This is a genomic window from Sulfurivermis sp. (assembly GCF_059410345.1).
The window spans coordinates 19,776-41,880 of the sequence record NZ_JBLJDO010000016.1 but is presented as its reverse complement, the minus strand read 5'-3'; the positions used below and the strand labels follow the sequence as shown (position 1 = coordinate 41,880).

The following is a 22,105-nucleotide window of genomic DNA, read 5'->3' as shown; positions in this document are numbered from 1 at the left end:
CCGCAAATGAACGCGAATGTACGCAAATGTTTCCGTGTGGAGATGACATGTTCGCATGTTCGGATGTTCGAGTTTCATGGGCGGACTCCCTGGGTGTTGGGTGTGTCGTATTGATTAGCATGGGCCTCAGGAGTTTTGTGGCCCATTGCGCTGTTGGTGTTTTTGCATTGAGGCGCGCTCATTTTTGTCCGTCCGTCGTGGTGGCGCCGGCAGCGGGCGGAAACGCCGTCCCTCGCCGCGCAGGAAGCGAATGAAGAATTCGAACAGCACCAGGCGGGTCACCTGTATCGACACCACCAGGCCTTCCAGAATAATGATCACCACGTTGCCCAACAACAGAATGATGGCGTACAGCAACGGGTGGCCGCCGGCCTCGGCCAGGCCCACCACCGCCACCGACAGGCCGGCATGGGCCAGGCAGAAGGCACCGACGCGGGTGAAGGACAGGGTGTTGACGATGAGCTGCATGGTGTATTCCAGCAGCCGGCCGATGGCACCGCCGAGGGCGCGCAGGTCACCCTGTGCCTGATGCAGGCGGCCGCCCAGATACCACATCAGCCCGGCGAGAGCGATGAGCGCGGCATAGGGCGTGAGTAACAGGGCGAGCAGGCTGAGATAGGTGAGCAGCAGGGCGGCGTCCAGCTCCAGCCACCAGCGCAGCTGGCCGCGCCACCAGGCCTCGATGCCGTTGAGCAAAAGGCCGAGCAGGAGCAGCAATACGCCGCCGAGCAGTGGGATGCCCAGCACCAGCAGCGGCTGTTCGAGGGGATGCAGCCACAGCGCCGGGAGGATGTCCTCGCGGCTGAACACGCTGCCGAATAGTAGGCCGAACAGCATCGAGGCCAGGCCGCCGGCCACCAGCAGGCGCAGGGCGGGGACGCGGCGGCCGAGCAGCAGGCCGGCCAGGAACAGCACGAAGCCCTGGCCCACGTCGCCGAACATGTAGCCGAACATCAGCGGCACGATGAACACCAGCAACCGGCTCGGGTCGGCCTCGTCCTTGGCCGGGGTGCCGAGCAGGCGCGCGAACAGTTCGAAGGGCTGTGCCCACCAGGGGTTATGGAACACCATCGGCGGGGTCTTGTCGCGGGGCGGGTCGGGAAAGCGGAGCAGGGCGCGGGCCTGGGCGCGGCCGAGGGCCTGCTGTAGCACCTTGCCGTCCAGGTCCGAGGTCCAGCCGGTGACCCAGGCGAAGGTCTCGCTCACCGGCAAGGCTTCGACGTGGGTGAGGAACCACTCCAGGCGGGCGATATTGCCCAGGGCCTCGGTCAGGCCGTGTTCCTGTTGCAGGGCGGCAAGCTGTGTCTCCAGGTCGCGTTGCTCGGCGGCGATGGCGTCGCTGCGCTGGTTGAGGGCCGCCAGCGAGGCGGTGGTGTCGCGTCCCAGCCAGGCCGGCAGGTGCATGGGGCGGCCCTTGAGCAGGGTCAGCTCCTGCTCCAGCAGGTCGACCTCGGCGGGCGGACCCACCACCAGCAGGAAGTCATGCACCTTGCCGTGCACGGTGGTGCTGAGGATGGCGGCGGGGAGTTGGGCGATGCGGCTGCGCGGTGGCAGCACGAACAGCCGCGCCGCCAGGGTTGGGCCGGCACCGGGCAGCAGGCCCAGATTGAGCCGGGTGTCCGCAGGCATGGCCACCAGCATTTCGCGCAGCATCTCCAGTTCGTACAGCTCGCCGCGCAGCGCTTCGCTGCGGCGTACCAGGCCATCGGCGGCATCGCGCCAGGCGTAGAGGCGGCGCAGGGCGTGGTCGAGGGTGTCCACCGGGCGGCCGGGCAGGTCGGAGGGGCGCAGTTCATCCTGTGGCCAGTAGCGCTGGTAGTGTTGGGCGAGGCGGTTATATTCCTCCAGCCGCCCGCGCAGATCGGGCAGCACCAGCGGCGTGGCGGTTTCGCTGTGGGTTTCCAGTTCCACCGCGCCGGTGCGGGCCAGGGTTTCCACCGCCAGCGTCAGGTCCTCGCGCGCAGTGAGCAGCTCGAACCAGCGGGCTGGCTGTGGGCGCAGGCTGAAGCTCACGAGGTACGCTCCAGCGGAAACAGGATCAGGCGGGTGAGCAGCCCGCGCAGCCGCTCCAGGGTGAGGCCGGTGAGGGCCAGATAGTAAAAGGCGGCGGCCGCCTGGCGGGGATGGCGCCGAAAGCCGCTGCGCAGGCGTTGGTCGAGCTGGTCGCGGCTGCGCTGGCTGTCCTGGCTGAGATCACTGCGCAACGCGGTGTAGTGAGCGTCGAGCAGCGTGGCCAGGCCCTCCAGGGCGGCGCGGTCGCTGCCGTCGGTCTCGTCGGGCCACAGCGTGCGCCAGTGGTCCGCCCAGGTGCGCGCCAGACTCACCGTGCCGTTGCCGGTCTTGAGCAACGGCGCATAGGGGGAATCACGCAGGGCCTGCAGGCGCAGGGCGAGCAGGTCATGGGCATAGGGCTTGAGGCGCTCGTCATCCAGCAGCCAGGCTGGGGCGGCGGCGCCGCCGCGCAGGTGGTGCAGTGCCGGCAGGTCAGGCAGCAGGCGGCACCAGGCAGCAGCAGGCTGCCAGGGTACGGGCAGCCAGCGGGTCACCTCGTCGATGTGCAGCAGCAATTGCTGCCGCAGCGAGCGCTCCATGGCGTGGCTGTCGCCGGGGGCGGCGATGGTGATCGGCACCAGCCCTGGCGCCGCCCCGGTGGGCGCACTGCGTGCGTCCCATCGCGTTCCCGACGCGATGGTCAGCAGCCAGGGGCGCAATCCGGTGGTGCGCGCCGTCTGCAGGAAGTGCGACAGCGCGGTTATGCCTTCGAGTCGGCGCCACACCGTGTCATCTGGCAACTGGCCATAACGCGCCTGCAGCCGCACCTGGACGTAGGCGAACTGGCTAAGCTCAGTCATCGGCGGTAGAGGCATTGGTGAGGGACTCGGCCAACCGTGCGATGGCTGCGGTCAAGAGTTCGCGCATTTCATCGTCGAGAGCGGTGCTGGCTGCGCCCGCGGGATCCTGCTGTAGCAGTGCCTCTACCTGCTGACTCAGCGCCAGTGCGCAACGTGAATGCACCTGGCCGAGGCGAGCATCGGTGCGGGTGTGGATACGTCGTGCCTGCTGTTGTGCCGCATCGATCAGCGCGGCGGCGCGTGCCTCGCATTCCGCCACCGCTGCATGGGCCGCGCGCTCGGCCTCCAGCACCCGGTTCATCGCCACTTCGGTGTCATTCTTCGGCTGGGCCATGGCGGCTTCCATTACAGTTGCATGACAGCTGCATCCTGCCTGTCGCAGGCCGCATTCAATTCCGTGGGATAGCTGTCATAAAACAAATATCCGGGTTAAGCTTAACCCGGATGTCCGCCAAATGGCACGTATCGGCGTGCCCGCGCAACAAAAATGCAAAGGAATGAAGTCGATGGCCGAATACCAGTTTCTCCCGCGCCAGGAATTGCAGCGTCTGCTCGACCGATTGCGTACGGCCGGTTTCCAGTGTATCGGCCCTCAGGTGCGTGACGGCGCCATCGTTTACGATGCGTTGAATGACATAACGGCGCTGCCGCACGGATTGCACGACCAGCAGGCGCCGGGCAGCTACCGGCTGGAGCGTGTGGAAGGGGAACGTTGTTTTTCCTGGGCCAATGGGCCGCAGGCCCTCAAGCCACTGACCTTCGCGCCACGGGAAAGCCTGTGGCGTGCCGAGCAGGGCGCAGGCTACACCCCGGCAGCACTGCACGATATTCCCACAGCCATCATCGGTGTACGCGCCTGCGATCTCGCCGCGCTGCACATTCACGACCTGCATTTCCGTAACAACGATCCCTACTATGCCGCACGCCGTGAACGTCAGTTTCTGGTGGCGGTGAACTGTTCCCACCCGGCCGCTACCTGCTTTTGCGCCTCCACCGGCGACGGCCCCGAGGCGCTGAGCGGCTTTGACCTGGTGCTGGACGAGCTGGATGATGGTTATATCGTGCGCAGCGGCACGCCGGCCGGTGGCAACATCCTGCGCGAACTGTATCTGCAACCGGCCGATGACGCGCAGCGTGCTGTTGCACAACGGCAGAATGCGGCGGCTGCGGCGCAGCAAACGCGCACCCTGCCCGGGCGTAACCTGCGTGACACGCTGTTTGCGCGGCTGGAGCATGCGCGCTGGGATGATGTGGCGCAGCGCTGCCTGTCCTGCGGCAACTGCACCTCGGTATGCCCGACCTGTTTCTGCCACAGTGAGCGTGACGAACCTGCGCTGGATGGCCGCAGCAGCGTGCACTACCGGCAGTGGGACTCCTGCTTCACCGAAGGGCATAGCTACATCCACGGTGTGGTCATTCGTGCCGAAACAAAATTTCGTTACCGTCAGTGGCTGACCCACAAACTGGGTAGCTGGCATGACCAGTATGGCCGTTCCGGCTGTGTGGGGTGCGGTCGCTGTATCAGCTGGTGTCCGGCGGCCATCGACCTTACCGCAGAGGCGGCAGCCCTTTGTGCCTCCTGATACCTGGTGCCTGACGTATAAGAATTAAAAGGAGCTTTGTCATGCGATACCTGATCTCCCACATCATCCAGCAGATCCTGCGCGCCATCGGCATTCGTAGCCTAGACAAACAGTTTCTGTTTTCCTATGCGCTGATCTTTGTATTTGCCCTGGTGGTCGCCGCCGACCTGTTTTTCTCCATCGGCAACGACGCGACCGGCATCAATGTGGCTGGTGCCCAGCGCATGCTGAGTCAGAAGGTCGCCAAGGAGGCGTTGCTGTCCGGTCAGGGTGTGGAAAGCAAGGATACCGTGCTGGCCACCATCAGGCAGTTCGAAGAGGCCCACCGCGCCCTGCTGGAGGGGAATGCCGAGCGGGGTATCACGCCGGTAAAGGATAAAGCAGTGCGTGAACAGCTGCAGAAGGTGGAGCAGCTATGGAAAGACTACAAGACCGATATCCTCGCCTATGTGGATAATCGCAATGCCGAGCAGATGCGCGCCATCCATCAACGTTCGCCAGTCGTACTGAAGGAGATGAACGCCGCCGTCCTGATGATGGAGGCGCTGGCAAAAAAGGAGGCTGATGAACAGTTGTATGTGGCCCTCAGCTCGACCCTGGGTATCCTGTTGCTGGTCACCTTTGGCCGTATGTTCGGCATGACCGTGCTGATGCAACAGATCGATCGTCTGCGCGAGCATCTCAAGTCCGTGGGGGATGGCGACTTCTCCCACACGCTCGCCGTGGAAAACAAGGAAAATGAAATCGGCCAGATGTTCACTGCCTATAACGACATGGTGTCGCACATGGGCCAGATCGTCGGTGGTGTGACCCAGGGTACGGCGCAGGTGAGCAGTACCATCGATGGCGTGGCACAGCGTCTTGAAGAGACCATGCGTGGTGTGCAGCGCCAGCATTCCGAAATCGATCAGATCGCCACGGCCATGAATGAGATGGCCGCCACCGTGCAGGAGGTGGCGCGCAATACATCGCATACTGCCGAAGCGGCCAGTCAGGCCAAGGAGGAGGCGGAGAACGGGCGCCGTGTCGTCAGCCAGACCATCGACAGCATCGACAGCTTGGCCCAGCAGGTGGAGCAGGGCGCCGCCGTGATGGCACAGCTGCAGGAAGACAGCCGCGAGGTCGGTCAGGTGCTGGAGGTCATCAACGGCATCGCCGAGCAGACCAATCTGCTGGCGCTCAACGCCGCCATCGAGGCGGCCCGTGCCGGCGAACAGGGCCGCGGCTTCGCTGTGGTAGCTGACGAGGTCCGTACCCTGGCGCAGCGTACGCAGAAGTCCACCGAGGAGATCCGTGCCATCATCGAGCGCCTGCAGACCCAGTCACGCAAGGCCGCCGAAATGATGGAGCAGAGCCGCACGCGTGCGCAGGATACGGTGCAGCGCACCAGTGAGGCCGGCAGCGTGCTGGACCGTATCGTCCAGTCGGTGGCGACCATTACCGATATGAGCAACCAGATCGCCACTGCCGCCGAAGAGCAGAGCCATGTGGCGGAGGAGATGGATCGCTCCATTACCAATATCGCCGGTGTCGCCGAGCAGACGACCAATACGGCGGCCGAGACCGTGAAATCCACCGAGGATATCCATGAGCACATGGATAACCTGCGCGCTCTGGTCGCCCGTTTCCGTACCAGTGTCAAGGGTGCCGACCTGTCCGCCGCCAAGACTGCCCATCTGGCCTGGAAGGGCAAGCTGCGCGCCTATCTCGACGGCAAGGGCAGCCTGACTCGTGAACAGGCGGTGTCACACAAGGACTGCGTACTGGGCAAGTGGTATTACAGCGAAGGCATGCAGAAGTACGGCAGCATGGCCGAGATGCGCCAGCTGGAGAAGCCACATGAGGAGTTGCACAAGCTGATTCGCGCTATCATCGACCTGCGCGAATCCGGCAAGACCACGGAGGCCGAGCAGCAGTACCTCAAGGTCGAGCCGCTGTCGCGTCAGATCGTGCAACTGCTGGAAGCCATCGAGCGCAATAGCGCCGAGTCCTGAGTTCAGAGCAGGGAATCGCCATGACCGCACCGCAACCCACATCCTTGAATATGTTGCCGCATGAAGCGGAGATCGTCGAACGTATCCAGGAGTCGCCGACCATCTTTACGCTGCGGCTACGCTTCACCGAGCCGGATGTACACAAGGCCTACGGCTTCATGCCCGGTCAGTTCAACATGCTGTATCTGCACGGTGTTGGCGAGGTGCCCATCTCCATCGTTTCCGACCCTGAAGATGAGCACATGTATGACCACACCATCCGCATCGTCGGCCGTGTCACCCGCGGCCTGGCGGCTCTCAAGGTGGGTGACCGCCTCGGTGTGCGCGGTGCCTTCGGTCGTGGTTGGCCGGTGAAGGAGGCGGAGGGACGCGACGTGATCATCGCCACCGGCGGCCTGGGCTGCGCCCCGGTGGTGTCGGTGATCAACTACGTGCTGCGCCGCCGCGCCCGCTACGGCCGGCTGGTCATCATGCAGGGCGTCAAGCACGCCGCCGACCTCATCTGGCGCAAACGCTACGAGGAGTGGGCCGCGCTGCCGGATACCCAGGTGCTGCTCACCGCCGATCAGGGTGGCCAGGGCTGGCCGTTCCGCGTCGGCCACATTCCCATCCTGTTCGACGAGGCCCACATCGACCCGCACAAGAGCATCGTCATGATGTGCGGTCCGGAGGGCATGATGCGCGCCGTCATCGCCGACATGCTCAAGCGCGGCGTGCCGGAGGAATCCCTCTGGCTGTCCATGGAGCGCAACATGCAGTGTGGCGCGGGCCGCTGCGGTCATTGCCAGCACGGTGGCAATTTCGTCTGCCAGGATGGCCCGGTGTTCTGTTATCCAGAAGTAAAGGAACTGCTCGGCGTAAAGGGATTCTGATCATGAAACCAAAAGTCGCCGTACATAAGTTTTCCTCCTGCGACGGCTGCCAGCTCGCCTTTTTGAATCTTGGCGAGGGGCTGCTGCAGTTGAATGCACTGGTGGACATCGTTCACTTCGCCGAGGCCGGTTATCTGAACGAGAACGCCAAGGTAGATCTGGCCTTCGTCGAGGGCAGCATTTCCACACCGCATGAACTGGAGCGCATCAAGCACGTACGCGAGAACAGCAAGTATCTGGTCACGCTGGGCGCCTGCGCCACCGCCGGCGGCTTGCAGGCGCTGCGCAACATGGCCGACGGCAATGCCTGGCTGGCCGGGGTGTATGCCGGTCCCGAGCACATCCCGTTCCTGCCCACCTCCACGGCGGTGGCGCAACATGTGCGCGTCGATCTGGAGCTGTGGGGCTGTCCGGTGAACAGCCGCCAGGTGGTGTTGGCGGTGCGCGACCTGCTGTTCGGTGTGGCGCCGCGCGAGGAGACGGAAAAGGTGTGTCTGGAGTGCAAGCGCAAGGGCACGGTGTGCGTGATGGTGACGAAGAACGAGGCCTGCATGGGGCCGGTGACACGCTCCGGGTGCGGTGCCTTGTGTCCCAGTTTCGGCCGCGACTGTTATGCCTGCTTCGGCCCGGCAGAGAATCCGGAGACCGCGGCACTGGCGCGGCGCTTCGAGGGCTTCGGCCTGCTGCCCGAGGCCATTGCCCATCGCTTCCTGTTCATCAACAACGGTGCGCCGGCCTTCCATGCCGAAGGCGTGCGCTGGCAGGAGAAGAGTCATGAGTGAACGGCGCGACGTCAGTATCAACGTGCCGGTGCTGGCCCGCGTCGAGGGCGAGGGCGCCATGGAGCTGGAGGTGCGCGATGGTCATATCACCGAGCTGCGCCTGCGTATCTTCGAACCGCCGCGCCTGTTCGAGAAGTTCCTCGAAGGCCGCAGCTACCGCGAGGTGCCGGACATCGTGGCGCGTATCTGCGGCATCTGCCCGGTGGCCTACCAGATGAGCGCGGCCCATGCCATCGAAGCGATCTTTGGCGTCAAGACTACGCCGTGGGTGCGCGAGATGCGCCGTCTGTTCTATTGCGGCGAGTGGATCGAAAGCCATGCCCTGCACATCCACCTGCTGGCCCTGCCCGATTTTCTCGGTTATGAATCCGCCATCGCCATGGCGGCGGATCACCCGGAGGAAGTAAAGCGCGGCCTGCGCCTGCAGGAACTGGGCAACAGCCTGGTGCGCCTGCTCGGCGCCCGCTCGGTGCATCCGGTCGGTGTGCGCGCCGGCGGCTTCTACCATGCGCCGCGTGCCGCCGAAATGACCGCCAAGCTGGAGGAGTGCCGCGCTGCCCTGCCGGAGGTTGAGGCGCTGGTGCGCTGGGTTGCCGCCCTCGACCTGCCCGATGATCCGCAGACCTTCACTTCCGTCGCCCTGCGCCATCCGGATGAGTATGCCTTCAACGAAGGCCGCATCGTCTCCGATGACGGCCTCGACATCGACATCAGCGAATTCCACCAGCACTTCCAGGAAGCGCACATCCCGCACGCCAACGCGCTGCACTGCCATCTGCACGGCAAGCCCTATCTGGTCGGTCCGCTGGCGCGCGTCAATCTGAACTACGCCCAGTTGCCCGCCGCGGTGCGCAGCAATCTGGAGGCCACCCCGCAGCGCTTCCCCAGCAACAACATGTTCCACAGCGCGCTGGCCCGTGCGGTGGAGCTGCACTACGCGCTGCTGGAGGCGATCCGCATCCTGGAGAACTACAGCGTGCCCGACTCCCCCTATGTGGAGGTCACGCCGCGCGCCGGCGTCGGCTACGGCTGCACCGAGGCGCCGCGCGGCATCCTCTGGCACCGCTATGAACTGGACGCGCAGGGCCGCGTGGTACAGGCCACCATCGTGCCGCCCACCAGCCAGAACCAGGCGCGCATCGAGGAAGACCTGCGCCGCTCGCTGGAGGCGCTGGGCCTGGACAAGCCGGATGATGAAATCCGCCTGCGCGGCGAGACGGTGATCCGCAATTACGACCCGTGCATCTCCTGCGCCACGCATTTCCTCAAGGTGAACATCAAGCGGGAGTGATGTTGGAGCCCGATTTATCGGGCGAAGGGCTTTCCGGTGTCGCACTCGTCCGGCAAGCCGGATTCCTGCATGAAACCCATGTCACACAAAGCCATCCTCATCCTCGGCGTCGGTTCCCCCTTCGGCGCCGACCGCCTCGGCTGGCAGGCCGTCGCCGCCCTGGAACGGCAGCCGCTCGCCACGCAGTTTCCCCAATTTGCCATTCGTTATGAACAAAGCGATCGCCCCGGCAGCCGCCTGCTCACGCTGCTGGGCCAGGCCGACGCCGCCATCATCATCGATGCCATGCACGCGGGGCTGCCTGCCGGCAGCGTGCGGCGTTTTTCCGTTGCGGAGTTGAATGCCGAGTCGGGTTTGATGTCGACGCATGGCTTTGGCGTCGCCGATGCGCTGGCGCTGGGGCGGGCCTTGGGGGGCTTGCCGGAAGAGATCGTTATTGTCGGGATCGAGATGGGGGAGGGGGAGTTGGCGGAGGATACGCTGGTGGCGTTGGTTGAGTTGGTGCGGGGGGAGTTGGAGCAAATGTAGCAACTCCTCCCCCACGGATGTGGGGGAGGTTGGGAGGGGGCGCTTGGAGTGGTGCGCTGTCGCGCGCTGATTTTGACGGGGGTTCCGTCCCCCTACGCCGTGTTACTTTCTTTTGTCTCGCCAAAAGAAACTAACGAAAGAAAAGGCGACCCGACTCCCGCGCCCTGCGGGTCCCCTGCGCTTCTCGCCCGAATCGGCGCTCGCCTACGCGCCGTCCTGGCGCGAAGGCGAGGACAGGCCATCCCTGGCCTGTCCCCTGCGGGCTTGATCCGATTCGGGCTGCGATGCTCGGCGCGGCAGACGGGGTTTCAACCCGGCTCGCCTGCGGCATCGCGCGGGTGGCGTGCGCTACGCGCAGGCGGTGTGAAGTAAATAAATCTGTCCCGGATTTTATTCAGAAGAACGGAAAACTGTGGTCTGCCCCCGAGTGAGTGCGAGTGAGGACGGGGTTAGCGCGCACGTTCCGCCAGAACCTTCTTTACCCAAGCATTTAGATGTTCACGCAAGTCCTCTGCGAGTTCGTTAAACCGCTCATCCCCGGGTGCAGTATTTATTTCCCACGCAACGCCGTCGCCTTGTGGCCTATAGCCTACTACCTCTATCCCACTGACCTCACGTTCCTTCAACCAGCGATTTGCTTCAGCAATGGCTTCTTCTTTGCTTATGAGCATGACGTTTCCGCCTTGTTGTGGCTAACGTTGGAGGTAAGGGGCGAGAAGCCGGCTTGACGACTGAGCGTCCCGCTTGACCGAAGGGTTAGGCAGCAACTGCTGCATAGAGTTGGGAAGCAGAGCCCGCGAAGATAAAAAGAAAACCAACAAGCTGTTGCGAATATTGACTAGAAAGCTCTTTAGTCAATGCTTCTATAGCGGGGCTGAACTCGTCAAACATGACCTGTCCTTTGTACTCAGCCAAACTCCGTGCTGTCTTCTTTGCTTGGTAGACCAAATACATGGCCCCGATGAGCTGTAGTGTGATTCCTAAGACGGTAGCGCACGTTGGTGTCATAGATATGCCTAACTACTATTCGGCGAATTATCCGCCGCATATACGGACGGGATGCCCGCGATGAATTTCGATATTACTTTCAACATCAATAGATTGCCATTATTTCCTGTGTGAATTTCGACCGCCGATATGCCGCTGAACGACCGCATAGCAGCGGAAATGGAATATGCGCCGCATAGTGGCGGCCGCGGATGGCGGTTGGTTGCCAGAATTCAATACGTTACATCACATCTCCTGCTGCGCAATATGCCGCGCGGCAGTTACGCACCCAACCAACCCGTGACATGGTTTCCCGTTCCAGATGTGTGTGCAATGCTGGAGGCGAGCCGGGTTTGCGTATTTACCCCTTTGTCTCGCCGAGTAGCGCAGCTCAAAACGGACAGGCCCGTCAGGGGACGCGCCAGGGAGGGCGCGTCTTTCGCCGTCAGGACAGGGACGTCCTGTCGGCGAAACCCCGTTTTGAGCGAGCAACGCAGGGAACCGCGATAGCGGCGAGACATCGGGGCCGGCTTGACGTGCAGGGATGTACTAATGTCGCGGGCGCATGGATGCGCAGGAGCGACGCTTTGGTTACTTTCTTTGGCGGGACAAAGAAAGTGACCCGCGCGCGGGGCGGCTCCCCGCATTAACGTTAATCCGCGCGACAGCGCGCACAATCCCGAAGTAGGGGGACGGAACCCCCGTCAAAACCAGCGCGCGCAGCGCACAACCTGTAGGAGCGCCTATGGCGCGATAGTCGCATAGCCGGGGCAGGCAACCTATCGCGGCAGAGCCGCTCCTACAAGTCAGATCAACAACCCCTGCCGCGCAAACACCCCCAACAACCTCTGCACATTGGCCGCCACCGTCGCCGCCAGCTTTTTCGTATCCGGCTTCTTGCCATCGCCTTCAACCAGCACGTCACCGCGTTCCATCGCCGCCATCATCTCCTGCGTCAGTTCCTCCACCGTGCGCCTACCGTCGAGCAGGCGTGCGAGATGGGAGGAAAATGCATCCAGTTGCACGGTGGTGTGGCGTACGGTGGCGAGGTGGCCGAGGTTCATCGCGGCCTGGGCCTGGGCCAGGGTGTGCAGGCACGGGTGCTCGCGGATCTCCTTGGCGAAGTGCTGCGGGCGTGGGCTGATGCGGATCGCCTGGTGGGCGTAGAGGCTGAACAGTTCGCCGAACAGGTGTTCGACCTGGTCGGCGTATTGGCGGCCGCCGTTGCTGACGGTGATTTGATGGGCGGCACCGACCAGTTCGGCGAAGGGCACGGCGTCGGGGTGGACCGCGCCGAGGTGCAGCAGGGCGGCCTTGGTGAGCGGGTGGGTGACGTCGTAATCGTGGTTGTCGGCGGAGGTGAACTTCTGTTCGCGCGGGCGGCTCAGTTCCACCTTCTTGGGCGGGGTGAGCTGGGCGCTGAAGGCGAAGTTCTCGAACTGCTCCAGGGCGAGGTCGCGGGTGATGGAGCGCTCCTTGCGGCACAGCAGTGAGCGGCGGAAGTTGCGGTTGCGCACGAAGTCCATGTACTGCTCCAGCTCGTGCATGTCGGCGACGTTGTCCAGCGCCTGTTCGGCGGCCTCGCCCAGGGTGGAGGGGAAGGCGGTGCCCAGTTCCACGTCGCAGAGGTATTGCAGGCCGTGACGCTCGGCGTCGGCGGCGAACTGGCTGAACAGGAAGGGCTGGTTAATCTCTTCCATGTATTCGTGATAGATGTAGCTGGGGTGCGCCTTGCGCACGGCGGCGATCTCGCTGCGCAGATATTTGGCGCTGAGGGCGTCGAGACCCTTGGTGGCGCTGTCCATCAGGTCGAACAGTTCGTAGGCCTTGGCCAGGCGCTCGCGCGGCGTCTTGGCATTGCGGGCGTGGTACAGCAGCATGTCGCGCAGCATGCCGCGCATGCGCCAGCCGGGTAGGGTGTTGTAGCTGATGTAGGCGATGCCGTTGTCGGTCAGCAATTCCTGGCACAGGGCCAGCATCTTCTCGCGTACGAAGTCCGGTACCCATGAATAGACGCCGTGGGCGATGATGTAGTCGAACTTCCCCAGTTCCGTGCCCAGTTCCATGATGTCGCCCTGGCGCACTTCGATATTGGTGAGGCCGAGCTTGCCGATCAGTTCCTGCGCCACCGCCACCTGGCCGGCGGAGAGTTCGATGCCGAGCACCGTCGCCTGCGGCAGATGAAAGGCCAGCGGGATGATGTTGCCGCCGGTGGCGCAGCCCAGCTCCAGGATGCGCGCGGTTTCCGGCGCCGGGGCATCGAGGCCGAACAGACGACCGAGCACGCACAGGTGATCGGGATGGGTTTCGGCAAAGGGCGTGCTGTCGTAGGGAATGTCGTCGTAGCTGTCGGCAGTCATGTAAACGTCCTGGCTATAAAACCTGTCGCAGAGACGCGGAGACGCGGAGATTATTGTCGCTGGGCAAGGATGGAGCTTCTTGCATTTTTTCACTGCGTCTCAGCGCCGCTGCGGCAGGGGTTGTGTGTTTAATCTTTTATCCAGCGGATCTCGCGCGCCGTCGCTTCGCCCACCATCACGCCGAGCAGGTGGCGCGGTATCTCCGCCTCGTGCGCAGAAATGGGAATGCGGCCGCCCATGATCTCGGCGAATTGTTGCGGGTGCAAAGGTTGCTTGTCCGGTTCGGCGTAGCCGATGGGGTAATAGGGCCGGTTGCTGGCGAGGTCGTATTTGTCGCTGGCGCCGAACAGGTGCAGCAGTTCGTGGGCGATGATGACGTTGTTCTGCTCGGCGTGCCGTGCATCGGCGAAGGCCTGCACCACGCCGAGCAGACCCTTTTGCAGGCCGAGGGAGTGGTCGAGGCGGTCGCGTTGGGTCGGGTCGTGATAGACCACGAACATCTTCAGGTTGCCCGGGCCGTCGTAGCTGTCGTTGTGCCAGGCCCACCAGCGCATGTGCAGACTCCACAGCGCGACTTCGAGCGGCTGGCGCGAGGGCGGTGGAGGCGGCGGCAGGGCGTGGACCTGCGGGGCGATGCGGATTTCGATGGGTTGTGCCACGTTGATGCCGTAGTGGGTGCCTTCGCGTGCCATGAATTCCTCGATGCTGCGGAAGCTGTCTTCGCCCAGGCGGCGGATGTAGTCATCCGTCGCGGCGCGGCCGTCGCCGTTGATGGGGTAGATCACCAGCCACTGGCTGCGGTTCCAGTCGGTGCTGCGCCACTGTGTCAGCCAGGTGGTGGCGGCGACCATGAACAGGAGCAGCAGCAGGATGAGGATGCGGAGCTGGCGGAACATCGTGGGTCTATTTGTTTTCGCCGCGCGATACGCGGCGCAGCACCCAGTCCAGCCCACGCACCGGCAGCAGGCGCTTCAGGGTGGCGAACAGGTAGGTGGGGAAGGTGACGTAATAACGTGTCTTGGGGCGTGGCGCTTCCAAGGCATGGGTCACCTTGGCCAGCACGGCCTCCGGCGGCAGGGTGAACGGTGCGGCCGGGCCTTCCTTGGTGAGACGGCCTTCCATGCGCCGGTAGGTGTCGCGGAAGTGGCTGTTGCCGGCGTCGATATTCTGCCGGTACTTGAGCATGGCATTGGCGCGGAAGCGGCTGATGATCGGACCGGGCTCGACCAGGCTGACGTGGATGCCGCTGCCATGCAACTCCAGGCGCAGGGTGTCGGTGAGGCCCTCCAGGGCGAACTTGCTGGCGTTGTAGGCGCCGCGGAAGGGCAGCGCGACCAGGCCGAGCACCGAGCTGTTGTGGACGATGCGGCCATGACCCTGGCGGCGCATCACCTCGATGGCGCGGCAGGTGAGTTCATGGGTGCCGAACAGGTTGGTCTCGAACTGCTCGCGCAGGGTGGCGCGGCTGAGGTCTTCCACCGCGCCGGGCTGGCCGTAGGCGCCGTTGTTGAACAGGGCGTCCAGGGTGCCGCCGCTGCGGCGCAGCACCTCGTCCATGGCGGCATGGATGGAGAGGGAGTCGGCGAGGTCCAGCGGCAGCGCTTCCAGCCCGAGCTGTTGCAGTTTCTCCACATCGGCGGCCTTGCGTGCGGTGGCGAACACGCGCCAGCCGCGTTGCTGCAGCCCCTGGGCCACGCACAGGCCGATGCCGCTGGAGCAGCCGGTGATGAGGACGGTTTTGGCGGAGGACGTAGACGTGGGCATGATGCCCGCATTCTACCTCAACCGATGGCATCTTCCTTGAATTCGGCCTGGATGCGCTCCACCGCGGCCATATTGGCGACCAGGGCGGCGACGCAGTCGCTGTCCAGGATATGGCCGCTCATGCATTGCAGCGCGTCCACGGCCTCAGTGTTGCTCCAGGCCTCCTTGTAGGGACGGCGGCTGGTGAGGGCGTCGAAGATGTCGGCCACCGCCACGATACGCGCCTCGATGGGGATGGCTTCGGCGGTGAGTCCGTAGGGGTAGCCGCTGCCGTCCAGCGCCTCGTGATGCAGCTCGGCGATGTTGCGCAGCATCTGGCCGTGTTCCAGGTCGTGCAGCTTGAAGTTCTCCAGCATGGTCTCGATCATGGCGCGTCCCTTGCTGGTGTGGGTCTTCATCAGGCCGAATTCGTCGGCGGTGAGTTTGGAGTCTTTCAGCAGGATGCTGTCGGGGATGGCGATCTTGCCGATGTCGTGCAGCGGCGCAAACATGAAGATGTGTTCGATGAAGCTGTCGTCCAGGCCATACTTTTCTGCCAGGTGCAGGGCGATGAGGCGGCTGTAGCGCGACATGCGATCCAGATGGCTGCCGGTCTCGTTGTCGCGGTGGCGCGTGATGTCGCGCGCGGTATTGATGGCGTCGGCCAGGTTCTGCATCTTCTGCAGCTCGTAGATCACCGTCAGGGACAGCAGGTGGCCGAACAGGTCGAGTTCGTGCAGCAGCTCCTCGCTCATCACGCCGCGTTCGCAGGAGTTGAAGAACACAAAGCCGCGGAAGGCGCCGTTCTGATACATGGGCATGGTGTAGCTGGCGCCGAAGCCGCTGGCCAGCAGGCGCCGGCTGTGTTCCTGCGTGCTGCCGGCAAAGATGGTCAGGTCGTTGACCACCCGCGGTTTACCCTCTTCCACGATATGGCTCAAGGTTTGGCTGGCGGAGAGAGGTGCCTGGTAATGACGCAGCGGCGATTGATCCTCGCTGCTGTAGATGTAGGTCTTCAGCAGGTCGGTCTTGGCGTCATACAGCGCGATGGCGATGCGGTGGATGGATGGGCAACGCGCCGCCACGGTCTGGTGCAATGCCACCAGTTTGTCGGCGAGCGGTTTGTTGTCGTTGAGGAAACCCAACGAGTCATCTCGGTGGTAGATCGCTTGTTGCACGTTGCACCCCGGCAAGTATTGGTCGGCGCGGCTTCCCGGCCCGTTCCGGCGTGTGGTGGGAACGAAGGCGGTGTCTGGGGGCCGCGGCCGGCGCTATTGTTATGTTTTTCTTACACCGTTTATACCAGCACTGGCGTCACCTGTGCCAGCCTCATGCGGCGGACGCGTCGTCAGGCGAGCAGCACGGCGACGATGCCGGTAATGAAGATGCCGTCGAAGGTGCCGGCGCCGCCGATGGAGGCGAGCGGGGCGCCAAGGTGGCGGATGTCTTTCAGGCGCAGCAGGTCGGCGCCGATGAGCACGCCGAGGGTACCGCTGATGTAGGCCAGCGGCGCGCTCTGCTCCGGATTGATCAGGATCGCCACCAGGGCCGCGCTGATGGGGGCGACGAACAGCGGCATGCCGATGCCGAGGCCGGCGATGGGGCGGCTCATGTGGTAGCTCACGGCGCTGATGACGGCGATGCCAAGCAGGGCATGCAACAGGGGTAGCGGGTTGTTGAGCAGCAGGTAGAGGGAGAAGGTCAGTGGGATCAGGCAGCCGCCGGTGTTGACCGCGACGATGGTGCGGCCGGTGAACGGTGGCAGCCTGACCGGCCAGAAAGTGGGCAGTTGCGATGGCTCCGGTGGTTGCTCGGCGCGCACCGAAAACAGCGGCAGGTTGATCAGGCTGCCCGCCAGCGAACTGAACAGCAGCAGGAAGGCCGCTTGCTGCGACAGGCCCAGTTTGTCGAAGGCGATGCTCACCAGCCCGACCTGCAGGATGCCGAGCAGGAAGGCGACGGCGAAGACGAATAGCAGGAATTTGTGGGGGGAGCGGAAGGGCGACATCTCTACCCCGGGCTGGTCAGTGCGAGCAGCATCTGCTGCAGGCGTTCAGGGGGTGAGGCCGCGCACCGCCGCGGCCAGCAGCGGGGCCAGGTGAATGACGTTGCTCGGGTGGCTGATGCTGTCGGCGCTCCAGATCTGTTCGATGCCGGCCTCGTGCAACTGGCGCGTGGCATCGTCGGCGAACAGGGCGTGGGTCACCAGGCAATGGATGGCGCCGGCGCCGCGAAATTTGAGCTGGCTGGCCACGGCGATGAGGGTGCGGCCGGTGCTGGCCATGTCGTCCACCAGCACGATGGTGCGGCCCTGGTAGTCCTGTTCCGGCAGTTTGGTGCGCACGCTGCGATCACCCAGGCGCTCCTTGGTGGCGACGGCGTAATCCAGTCCGGCCGGCTCGGCCATGGCGCGCACCCATTGTTCCGATTCGGCATCGGGACCGATGAGCATGGGTGCCTGCACGTGCCGGGCGAGGAATTCGATCATCGCCGGGGCGGCGGTCAGGGAGACCGCCTGGCCGAGCGGGATGGCCTGCTCCAGGCGCTCGATGCGGTGCAGATGCGGGTCGACGGTGATCACCGCGTCGAACAGCTCGGCCAGAAAGGCGCCGACGATCTTCTGACTCACCGCCTCGCCGGGATGGAAGGCGATGTCCTGGCGCATGTAGCACAGATACGGCGCCACCAGGGTGATGCGTTTGACGCCCATCGCGCGCGCCGTGTGGGCGAGCAGCATCAACTCCACCAGCTTGTCGTTGGGGCGGTCGAGGCTGCGGCAGACGACGATCTGTTCGGGTAGTTCCGCCGGCAAGGTCACCTTGCTCTCGCCGTCGGGAAAGCGGTGCAGCTCCACCAGCGCGAAGGGCAGGCCGAGGGTGTCGGCCAGGCGGCGGCCCTGCGCCTCGTAGTCGTGAAAGCCTAACAGCATGCTTACAACTCCATGTAGGTTTTTGCCACTTCCTCCGGCGTGCCGATGAGGTAGCCGCTGTTCTGATCGCTAAGCGCCTTGGCAAAGGCGTAGTCGGCCTTGTACTCGGCGTACACACGGTACAGTGGTTCGCCCTTGGCCACCGGGTCGCCCAGTTTCTTCAACACGTCGACACCGGCGCCCTTGTCGATGGGTGCGCCGGCCAGGCGTGCCACCTTGGCGACCACGTAGTTGTCGATGCTGGTGACCACGCCGTCCTGCGGCGCGCACACTTCGTAGGTGAGCTTGCCGGGTTGATATTTTTCCGTCTGCCGGCCCTGTGCCTCGATGATCTCCTCCATCTTCTTCAGCGCACGGCCCGAATCGAGAATGTCGCGGGCGATGGAGTAACCATAGCCGCCGCGCACGTCCGGATCGAACTCCAGCAGACGGCCGGCGAGGCGCAAGGCCTTCTGGCGCAGATCGGACGGGGCAGCCGGATCGTTGTTCAGCACCTGCATGATGTCGCGCGCCTCCAGCACCGGGCCGATGCCGCGGCCTACCGGCTGCGAGCCGTCGGTGATGATCACCTCCAGATGGATGCCCATGCGGTCGCCGGTGTACTCGAACAGCTTGCGCAACTGCAGCGCCTCGCGCATGTGGCGCACCTTGGCGGTGGGGCCGACGGGGATGTCGATGAGCAGGTGGGTGGAACCGGCGGCCAGCTTCTTTGACAGAATGGAGGCGATCATCTGGCCTTGCGAGTCGATGCCCAGCGGGCGCTCGACGGAAATGAGGATGTCGTCGGCCGGTGCCAGACGGGCAGTGCCGCCCCAGGCCAGGCAGGCACGGTGACTGCGCACGATCTCACGCAACTGCTTCGGCGACAGGTCGACATGGGCCAGTACTTCCATGGTGTCGGAGGTACCGGCGGGCGAGGTGATGGCGCGGCTGGAGGTCTTTGGCATCAGCATGCCGTGGGCGGCGACGATGGGCACCACCAGCATGGAAGTGCGGTTGCCGGGCAGGCCGCCGATGCAATGTTTGTCGGCCACCACGCTTTCGTGCCAGTCGATGCGTTCGCCCGACTCGGTCATGGCGCGGGTCAGGTGCAGGATCTCTTCGCGGTCCAGGTTGTTCTGTCCGGAGGCCACCAGGAAGGCCGCCATCTCCATCTTGGAGTAGCGGTTGTTGACGATGTCCGTGGTGATGGACTGGAAATCGTGCAGGCGCAGGCGGCCGCCGGCGATCTTGTGGCGCACCGCGTCCATGGACGGCGGCGGTTCCGCCTGGGCCACGGCCACGCTGTGGCCGGCCGGCAGGTCGAGTTGATCGAAGGCCTGCTCCGACAGGCCAAGCTCGCAGGGGTCGACGATATTGTTGTCGTCCACCACGTTGAGCACGGCAAAGATCTTTTTGCCGTTGGCGGTGATTTCGATCTTGGTCAGGGCCTGAAAACCCTCGGCGCGGTAGATCTCGCACTCGCGGTGCATATAGGCCACGTTTTCACGGTAGGTGTCGATGGCGACGCGGCGCAGCTTGAGGGTGTCAGCGTTGGGGGCGGTTTGTTTCTTGGTCATGGTTGAACGATATCACAAGGTTTCATGGTTGGGTGCGTGCGACGCCGCCGCGGGCTCGGGCAGGGCCTCGCGGGCACGCTCCTCCTGCTGTAGCGCCCACAGCCGGGCGTAGCGGCCCTGGCTTTCCAGTAGTGCCCGGTGGGTGCCGCGCTCGACGATATGGCCGGCCTCCAACACCAGGATTTCGTCGGCGTCGACGATGGTGGACAGACGGTGGGCGATGACCAGGGTGGTGTGGTCGCGCGCTGCCTGCGCCAGGGCTTCGAGGATCGCCTGTTCCGAGCGCGAGTCGAGGGACGAAGTGGCCTCGTCGAACACCAGGATGCGCGGCCGTTTCAGCAGGGCGCGGGCGATGGCCACGCGCTGCTTCTCGCCGCCGGACAATTTCAGGCCGCGTTCACCCACCACGGTGTCGTAGCCCTGCGGCAGCGAGCGGATGAAGTCGTGGATCTGCGCCAGCCGCGCCGCTTCGTAAACCTCCTCGCGGCTGGCGCCGGGGCGGGCGTAGGCGATGTTGTAATACAGCGTGTCGTTGAACAGCACGGTGTCCTGCGGCACGATGCCGATGGCCTCGCGCAGACTGTGCTGGGTGACGTCGCGCACGTCCTGGCCGTTGACCAGCACGCGGCCGCTGCCGGTGTCGTAGAAACGGAACAGCAGGCGCGCCAGGGTGGACTTGCCACTGCCGCTGGGGCCGACCACGGCGACCTTCTTGCCGGCCGGGATATCGAAACTGACGTCGAACAGGATCGGGCGCTCTGCGTTGTAGGCGAAGCTGACGTGCTCGAAGCGCACGGCGCCGTCGCCCACCACCAGCGGCTGCGCACCGGGACGGTCGGTGACCTCCGGCGGGCGGTGCAACAGGTCGAACATCTGCGCCATGTCCGATAGCGCGTGCTTGAGCTGGCTGTATACCACGCCGAGGAAGTTGAGCGGGATGAACAGTTGCAGCATGAAGGCGTTGACCAGCACCAGATCGCCCAGCGACATGCTGCCGTCGATCACGCCGCGTGAGGCCAGCATCATCATCAGGGTGACGCCGACGGCGATGATGAGACCCTGGCCGATGTTGAGGCTGGACAGCGAGGTTTGCGTCTTCACCGCCATGTCTTCCCAGCCGGTGAGGGTCTGGTCGTAGCGCTGGTGTTCGTAGCGCTCGTTGTTGAAGTACTTCACTGTCTCGAAGTTGAGCAGGCTGTCCACCGCCTGGGAGTTGGCCTGCGAGTCCAGCGCATTCATCTGGTGGCGGTAGCGCATGCGCCAGTCGGTGATGGCAAAGGTGAAGGCCACGTACACCGCTACGGTGACGAAGGTGATCACCGCGAACCAGGGGTCGTATTTGGCCAACAGCACGGTGGCGATCAGCGTCACCTCCACCAGGGTGGGCAGGATGTTGAACAGCATGTAGTTGAGCAGAGTGGAGGCGGAGCGGGTGCCGCGCTCCAGGTCGCGGGTGATGGCGCCGGTCTTGCGTTCCAAGTGAAAGCGCAGGGAGAGGGCATGCAGGTGTTGCAGAAAGGTGAGTGATAGCCGGCGCATGATGCCGTGGCGCACGCGGGCGAACACCACGTCGCGCAGCTCATTGAAGGCCGAACTGCCCAGGCGCAGCACGCCGTAGGCCAGCAGCAGGGCCATGGGTAGGGCCAGCTCGCGCAGGCCCGGGTTGTCCAGGTAATCGACGATCTCCTTCAGTGCCAGCGGTACGCCGACGTTGGCTAGCTTGGCCAGAACCAGGAACAGCAGGGCGAAAAAGGCGCGGCCGCGGTAGGCCCACAGGTAGGGCAGCAGGAAGCGGATGGTCTGCCAGTCGCGGCGGGTGTGCTCGGGGGCTTCGGTATGGCGGATGTGCATCGGCATGGGTCGCAGGTTTTTGACATTATAAGGAAAAGCTCGCGTCCCGGGTTGCGCCGTCCACCGGGGCGGAGCTTCCCTTGGCGCGCGTACCTCGCCCCTGCCTCTTCAGGTATACTCCGCAAATCAGTCGTTTAGCTGGAGATACCGCGATGGGCATGCCCACCGAAGAGGAAATGAAGGACGCACTGGCCGAGGCTGGCCGCATGCGCGAGCAGGGGAACGACCCCCACCACATCGCCAAGGCCCTGCTCAACCTGAATTACCGGGTAAAGAGTCTGGAAAAGGTGCTGGAGGCCGCCGAGTTGTTCTACCGCTCCGGCCAGTCGGTGACCGAACACCAGAAGCTGAAGAAGGCCATCGGCGATGCACGGGCCGCCATCGAGCGCTCCGGCGGTATCGAGCATGAGCGCTTCGGGCTGGAGTAGCCCGCCCCCGGCTTGAATTTTTACCCTTTATCCCTATTTCTGCGGCGGAATATCCCCGCAACCTGTTGATGAGGTGATCCCCATGCCCATTTACGAATATGCCTGCAAGACTTGCGGCCATCAGATGGAGGCCATGCAGAAGATGAGCGATGCACCGCTCAGCGACTGCCCCGCCTGCGGCAAGCCGGAGTTGGAGAAGCAGATCTCCGCCGCCGGTTTCCGCCTCAAGGGCGGCGGCTGGTACGAGACCGACTTCAAGTCCGGCGCCAAGAAGAATGTGGCCGAATCCAGCGCCGCCCCGGCCTGCGGCGCGGCCGGTGGCTGCGGCTGCGCGGCGGCCAAGTAA

Annotated in this window: 20 protein-coding genes and 1 pseudogene; 8 read left to right on the top strand and 13 right to left on the bottom strand. The window is 64.2% G+C overall.

Annotation, left to right across the window (positions count from 1 at the left end):
• Positions 1-126: 126 nt before the first annotated feature.
• Genes ACMV8A_RS12060 through ACMV8A_RS12050 form a run of 3 tightly spaced genes read right to left on the bottom strand, consistent with a single transcriptional unit; the run spans position 127 to position 3,186 of the window.
• The gene (locus ACMV8A_RS12060) at positions 127-2,013 is read right to left on the bottom strand and encodes a V-type ATPase 116kDa subunit family protein (RefSeq protein ID WP_495326066.1); all 1,887 of its coding nucleotides are present in this window, start codon (positions 2,011-2,013) and stop codon (positions 127-129) included.
• The gene (locus tag ACMV8A_RS12055; protein ID WP_495326065.1) at positions 2,010-2,852 is read right to left on the bottom strand and encodes a hypothetical protein; all 843 of its coding nucleotides are present in this window, start codon (positions 2,850-2,852) and stop codon (positions 2,010-2,012) included. Before ACMV8A_RS12055 ends, ACMV8A_RS12060 begins: the two co-directional genes overlap by 4 nt.
• Entirely contained in the window at positions 2,845-3,186 is a 342-nt protein-coding gene (locus tag ACMV8A_RS12050; protein WP_495326064.1) for a hypothetical protein, read from the bottom strand. Before ACMV8A_RS12050 ends, ACMV8A_RS12055 begins: the two co-directional genes overlap by 8 nt.
• Positions 3,187-3,358: 172 nt before the next feature.
• On the opposite strand from ACMV8A_RS12050, the gene ACMV8A_RS12045 reads away from it, so the two are divergent.
• The 6 genes and pseudogenes from ACMV8A_RS12045 to ACMV8A_RS12020 all read left to right on the top strand — a co-directional run bounded on the left by ACMV8A_RS12045 (position 3,359) and on the right by ACMV8A_RS12020 (position 9,902).
• Positions 3,359-4,435 (top strand): 4Fe-4S dicluster domain-containing protein, encoded by a 1,077-nt coding sequence (locus ACMV8A_RS12045; protein WP_495326063.1) that lies wholly within the window; start codon positions 3,359-3,361, stop codon positions 4,433-4,435.
• A 188-nt stretch (positions 4,436-4,623) separates the two neighbouring features.
• Positions 4,624-6,429, top strand: a pseudogene (locus ACMV8A_RS12040) (methyl-accepting chemotaxis protein); the annotation flags it as partial.
• Positions 6,430-6,449: 20 nt separating this feature from the next.
• Complete coding sequence (locus ACMV8A_RS12035) at positions 6,450-7,301, top strand: FAD/NAD(P)-binding protein (protein WP_495326062.1); 852 nt, start codon at positions 6,450-6,452, stop codon at positions 7,299-7,301.
• Between the two features lie 2 nt (positions 7,302-7,303).
• Entirely contained in the window at positions 7,304-8,083 is a 780-nt protein-coding gene (locus ACMV8A_RS12030) for an NADH-quinone oxidoreductase subunit B family protein (RefSeq protein WP_495326061.1), read from the top strand.
• Positions 8,076-9,374 carry a Ni/Fe hydrogenase subunit alpha gene (locus ACMV8A_RS12025; protein ID WP_495326059.1) on the top strand — a complete coding sequence of 433 codons (1,299 nt, stop codon included), beginning with the start codon at positions 8,076-8,078 and terminating at the stop codon, positions 9,372-9,374. Before ACMV8A_RS12030 ends, ACMV8A_RS12025 begins: the two co-directional genes overlap by 8 nt.
• Before the next feature lie 78 nt (positions 9,375-9,452).
• Positions 9,453-9,902, top strand: coding sequence for a hydrogenase maturation protease (locus ACMV8A_RS12020; RefSeq protein WP_495326058.1), 450 nt, complete (start codon positions 9,453-9,455; stop codon positions 9,900-9,902).
• A gap of 449 nt (positions 9,903-10,351) precedes the next feature.
• Here ACMV8A_RS12020 and ACMV8A_RS12015 read toward each other — a convergent pair whose 3' ends face one another.
• The 10 genes from ACMV8A_RS12015 to ACMV8A_RS11970 form a co-directional block, all read right to left on the bottom strand.
• On the bottom strand, positions 10,352-10,573 hold the full coding sequence (locus ACMV8A_RS12015; protein WP_495326057.1) for a hypothetical protein: 222 nt from the start codon (positions 10,571-10,573) through the stop codon (positions 10,352-10,354).
• Between the two features lie 85 nt (positions 10,574-10,658).
• Positions 10,659-10,793: a hypothetical protein gene (locus ACMV8A_RS12010; protein WP_495326056.1), complete on the bottom strand. Its 135-nt coding sequence runs from the start codon at positions 10,791-10,793 to the stop codon at positions 10,659-10,661.
• Between the two features lie 902 nt (positions 10,794-11,695).
• Entirely contained in the window at positions 11,696-13,249 is a 1,554-nt protein-coding gene (locus ACMV8A_RS12005) for a methyltransferase regulatory domain-containing protein (protein WP_495326055.1), read from the bottom strand.
• A gap of 128 nt (positions 13,250-13,377) precedes the next feature.
• On the bottom strand, positions 13,378-14,145 hold the full coding sequence (locus ACMV8A_RS12000) for a hypothetical protein (protein ID WP_495326053.1): 768 nt from the start codon (positions 14,143-14,145) through the stop codon (positions 13,378-13,380).
• 7 nt (positions 14,146-14,152) lie between these two features.
• A complete protein-coding gene (locus ACMV8A_RS11995) occupies positions 14,153-15,013 on the bottom strand; it encodes an SDR family oxidoreductase (protein WP_495326052.1) in 861 nt (286 codons plus the stop codon).
• A 17-nt stretch (positions 15,014-15,030) separates the two neighbouring features.
• The gene (locus ACMV8A_RS11990; RefSeq protein WP_495326051.1) at positions 15,031-16,170 is read right to left on the bottom strand and encodes an HD-GYP domain-containing protein; all 1,140 of its coding nucleotides are present in this window, start codon (positions 16,168-16,170) and stop codon (positions 15,031-15,033) included.
• 170 nt (positions 16,171-16,340) lie between these two features.
• Positions 16,341-17,000 carry a DUF1614 domain-containing protein gene (locus tag ACMV8A_RS11985; RefSeq protein WP_495326050.1) on the bottom strand — a complete coding sequence of 220 codons (660 nt, stop codon included), beginning with the start codon at positions 16,998-17,000 and terminating at the stop codon, positions 16,341-16,343.
• A 45-nt stretch (positions 17,001-17,045) separates the two neighbouring features.
• Positions 17,046-17,921, bottom strand: coding sequence for a ribose-phosphate diphosphokinase (locus ACMV8A_RS11980; RefSeq protein ID WP_495326048.1), 876 nt, complete (start codon positions 17,919-17,921; stop codon positions 17,046-17,048).
• Between the two features lie 2 nt (positions 17,922-17,923).
• Positions 17,924-19,480: a thymidine phosphorylase family protein gene (locus ACMV8A_RS11975; RefSeq protein WP_495326047.1), complete on the bottom strand. Its 1,557-nt coding sequence runs from the start codon at positions 19,478-19,480 to the stop codon at positions 17,924-17,926.
• A gap of 12 nt (positions 19,481-19,492) precedes the next feature.
• Positions 19,493-21,337, bottom strand: a complete 1,845-nt coding sequence (locus tag ACMV8A_RS11970) for an ABCB family ABC transporter ATP-binding protein/permease (protein ID WP_495326046.1) — start codon at positions 21,335-21,337, stop codon at positions 19,493-19,495.
• Between the two features lie 146 nt (positions 21,338-21,483).
• Between ACMV8A_RS11970 and ACMV8A_RS11965 the strand changes: the two genes are divergently transcribed.
• Both ACMV8A_RS11965 and ACMV8A_RS11960 read left to right on the top strand, forming a co-directional pair.
• Positions 21,484-21,759, top strand: coding sequence for a hypothetical protein (locus ACMV8A_RS11965; protein ID WP_495326045.1), 276 nt, complete (start codon positions 21,484-21,486; stop codon positions 21,757-21,759).
• Positions 21,760-21,841: 82 nt separating this feature from the next.
• On the top strand, positions 21,842-22,105 hold the full coding sequence (locus ACMV8A_RS11960) for an FmdB family zinc ribbon protein (RefSeq protein ID WP_495326044.1): 264 nt from the start codon (positions 21,842-21,844) through the stop codon (positions 22,103-22,105).

Excerpts from the sequence above, each read along its gene's own strand:
- ACMV8A_RS11980 (WP_495326048.1), bottom strand. The coding sequence starts at position 17,921 with ATGCTGTTAGGCTTTCACGACTACGAGGCGCAGGGCCGCCGCCTGGCC.
- ACMV8A_RS12055 (WP_495326065.1), bottom strand. The coding sequence starts at position 2,852 with ATGACTGAGCTTAGCCAGTTCGCCTACGTCCAGGTGCGGCTGCAGGCG.
- ACMV8A_RS11995 (WP_495326052.1), bottom strand. The coding sequence starts at position 15,013 with ATGCCCACGTCTACGTCCTCCGCCAAAACCGTCCTCATCACCGGCTGC.
- ACMV8A_RS12000 (WP_495326053.1), bottom strand. The coding sequence starts at position 14,145 with ATGTTCCGCCAGCTCCGCATCCTCATCCTGCTGCTGCTCCTGTTCATG.
- ACMV8A_RS12020 (WP_495326058.1), top strand. The coding sequence starts at position 9,453 with ATGTCACACAAAGCCATCCTCATCCTCGGCGTCGGTTCCCCCTTCGGC.
- ACMV8A_RS11975 (WP_495326047.1), bottom strand. The coding sequence starts at position 19,480 with ATGACCAAGAAACAAACCGCCCCCAACGCTGACACCCTCAAGCTGCGC.
- ACMV8A_RS12045 (WP_495326063.1), top strand. The coding sequence starts at position 3,359 with ATGGCCGAATACCAGTTTCTCCCGCGCCAGGAATTGCAGCGTCTGCTC.
- ACMV8A_RS12050 (WP_495326064.1), bottom strand. The coding sequence starts at position 3,186 with ATGGCCCAGCCGAAGAATGACACCGAAGTGGCGATGAACCGGGTGCTG.
- ACMV8A_RS12015 (WP_495326057.1), bottom strand. The coding sequence starts at position 10,573 with ATGCTCATAAGCAAAGAAGAAGCCATTGCTGAAGCAAATCGCTGGTTG.
- ACMV8A_RS12010 (WP_495326056.1), bottom strand. The coding sequence starts at position 10,793 with ATGTTTGACGAGTTCAGCCCCGCTATAGAAGCATTGACTAAAGAGCTT.
- ACMV8A_RS12030 (WP_495326061.1), top strand. The coding sequence starts at position 7,304 with ATGAAACCAAAAGTCGCCGTACATAAGTTTTCCTCCTGCGACGGCTGC.
- ACMV8A_RS12025 (WP_495326059.1), top strand. The coding sequence starts at position 8,076 with ATGAGTGAACGGCGCGACGTCAGTATCAACGTGCCGGTGCTGGCCCGC.
- ACMV8A_RS12035 (WP_495326062.1), top strand. The coding sequence starts at position 6,450 with ATGACCGCACCGCAACCCACATCCTTGAATATGTTGCCGCATGAAGCG.
- ACMV8A_RS12005 (WP_495326055.1), bottom strand. The coding sequence starts at position 13,249 with ATGACTGCCGACAGCTACGACGACATTCCCTACGACAGCACGCCCTTT.
- ACMV8A_RS11965 (WP_495326045.1), top strand. The coding sequence starts at position 21,484 with ATGGGCATGCCCACCGAAGAGGAAATGAAGGACGCACTGGCCGAGGCT.
- ACMV8A_RS11985 (WP_495326050.1), bottom strand. The coding sequence starts at position 17,000 with ATGTCGCCCTTCCGCTCCCCCCACAAATTCCTGCTATTCGTCTTCGCC.
- ACMV8A_RS11960 (WP_495326044.1), top strand. The coding sequence starts at position 21,842 with ATGCCCATTTACGAATATGCCTGCAAGACTTGCGGCCATCAGATGGAG.
- ACMV8A_RS11970 (WP_495326046.1), bottom strand. The coding sequence starts at position 21,337 with ATGCCGATGCACATCCGCCATACCGAAGCCCCCGAGCACACCCGCCGC.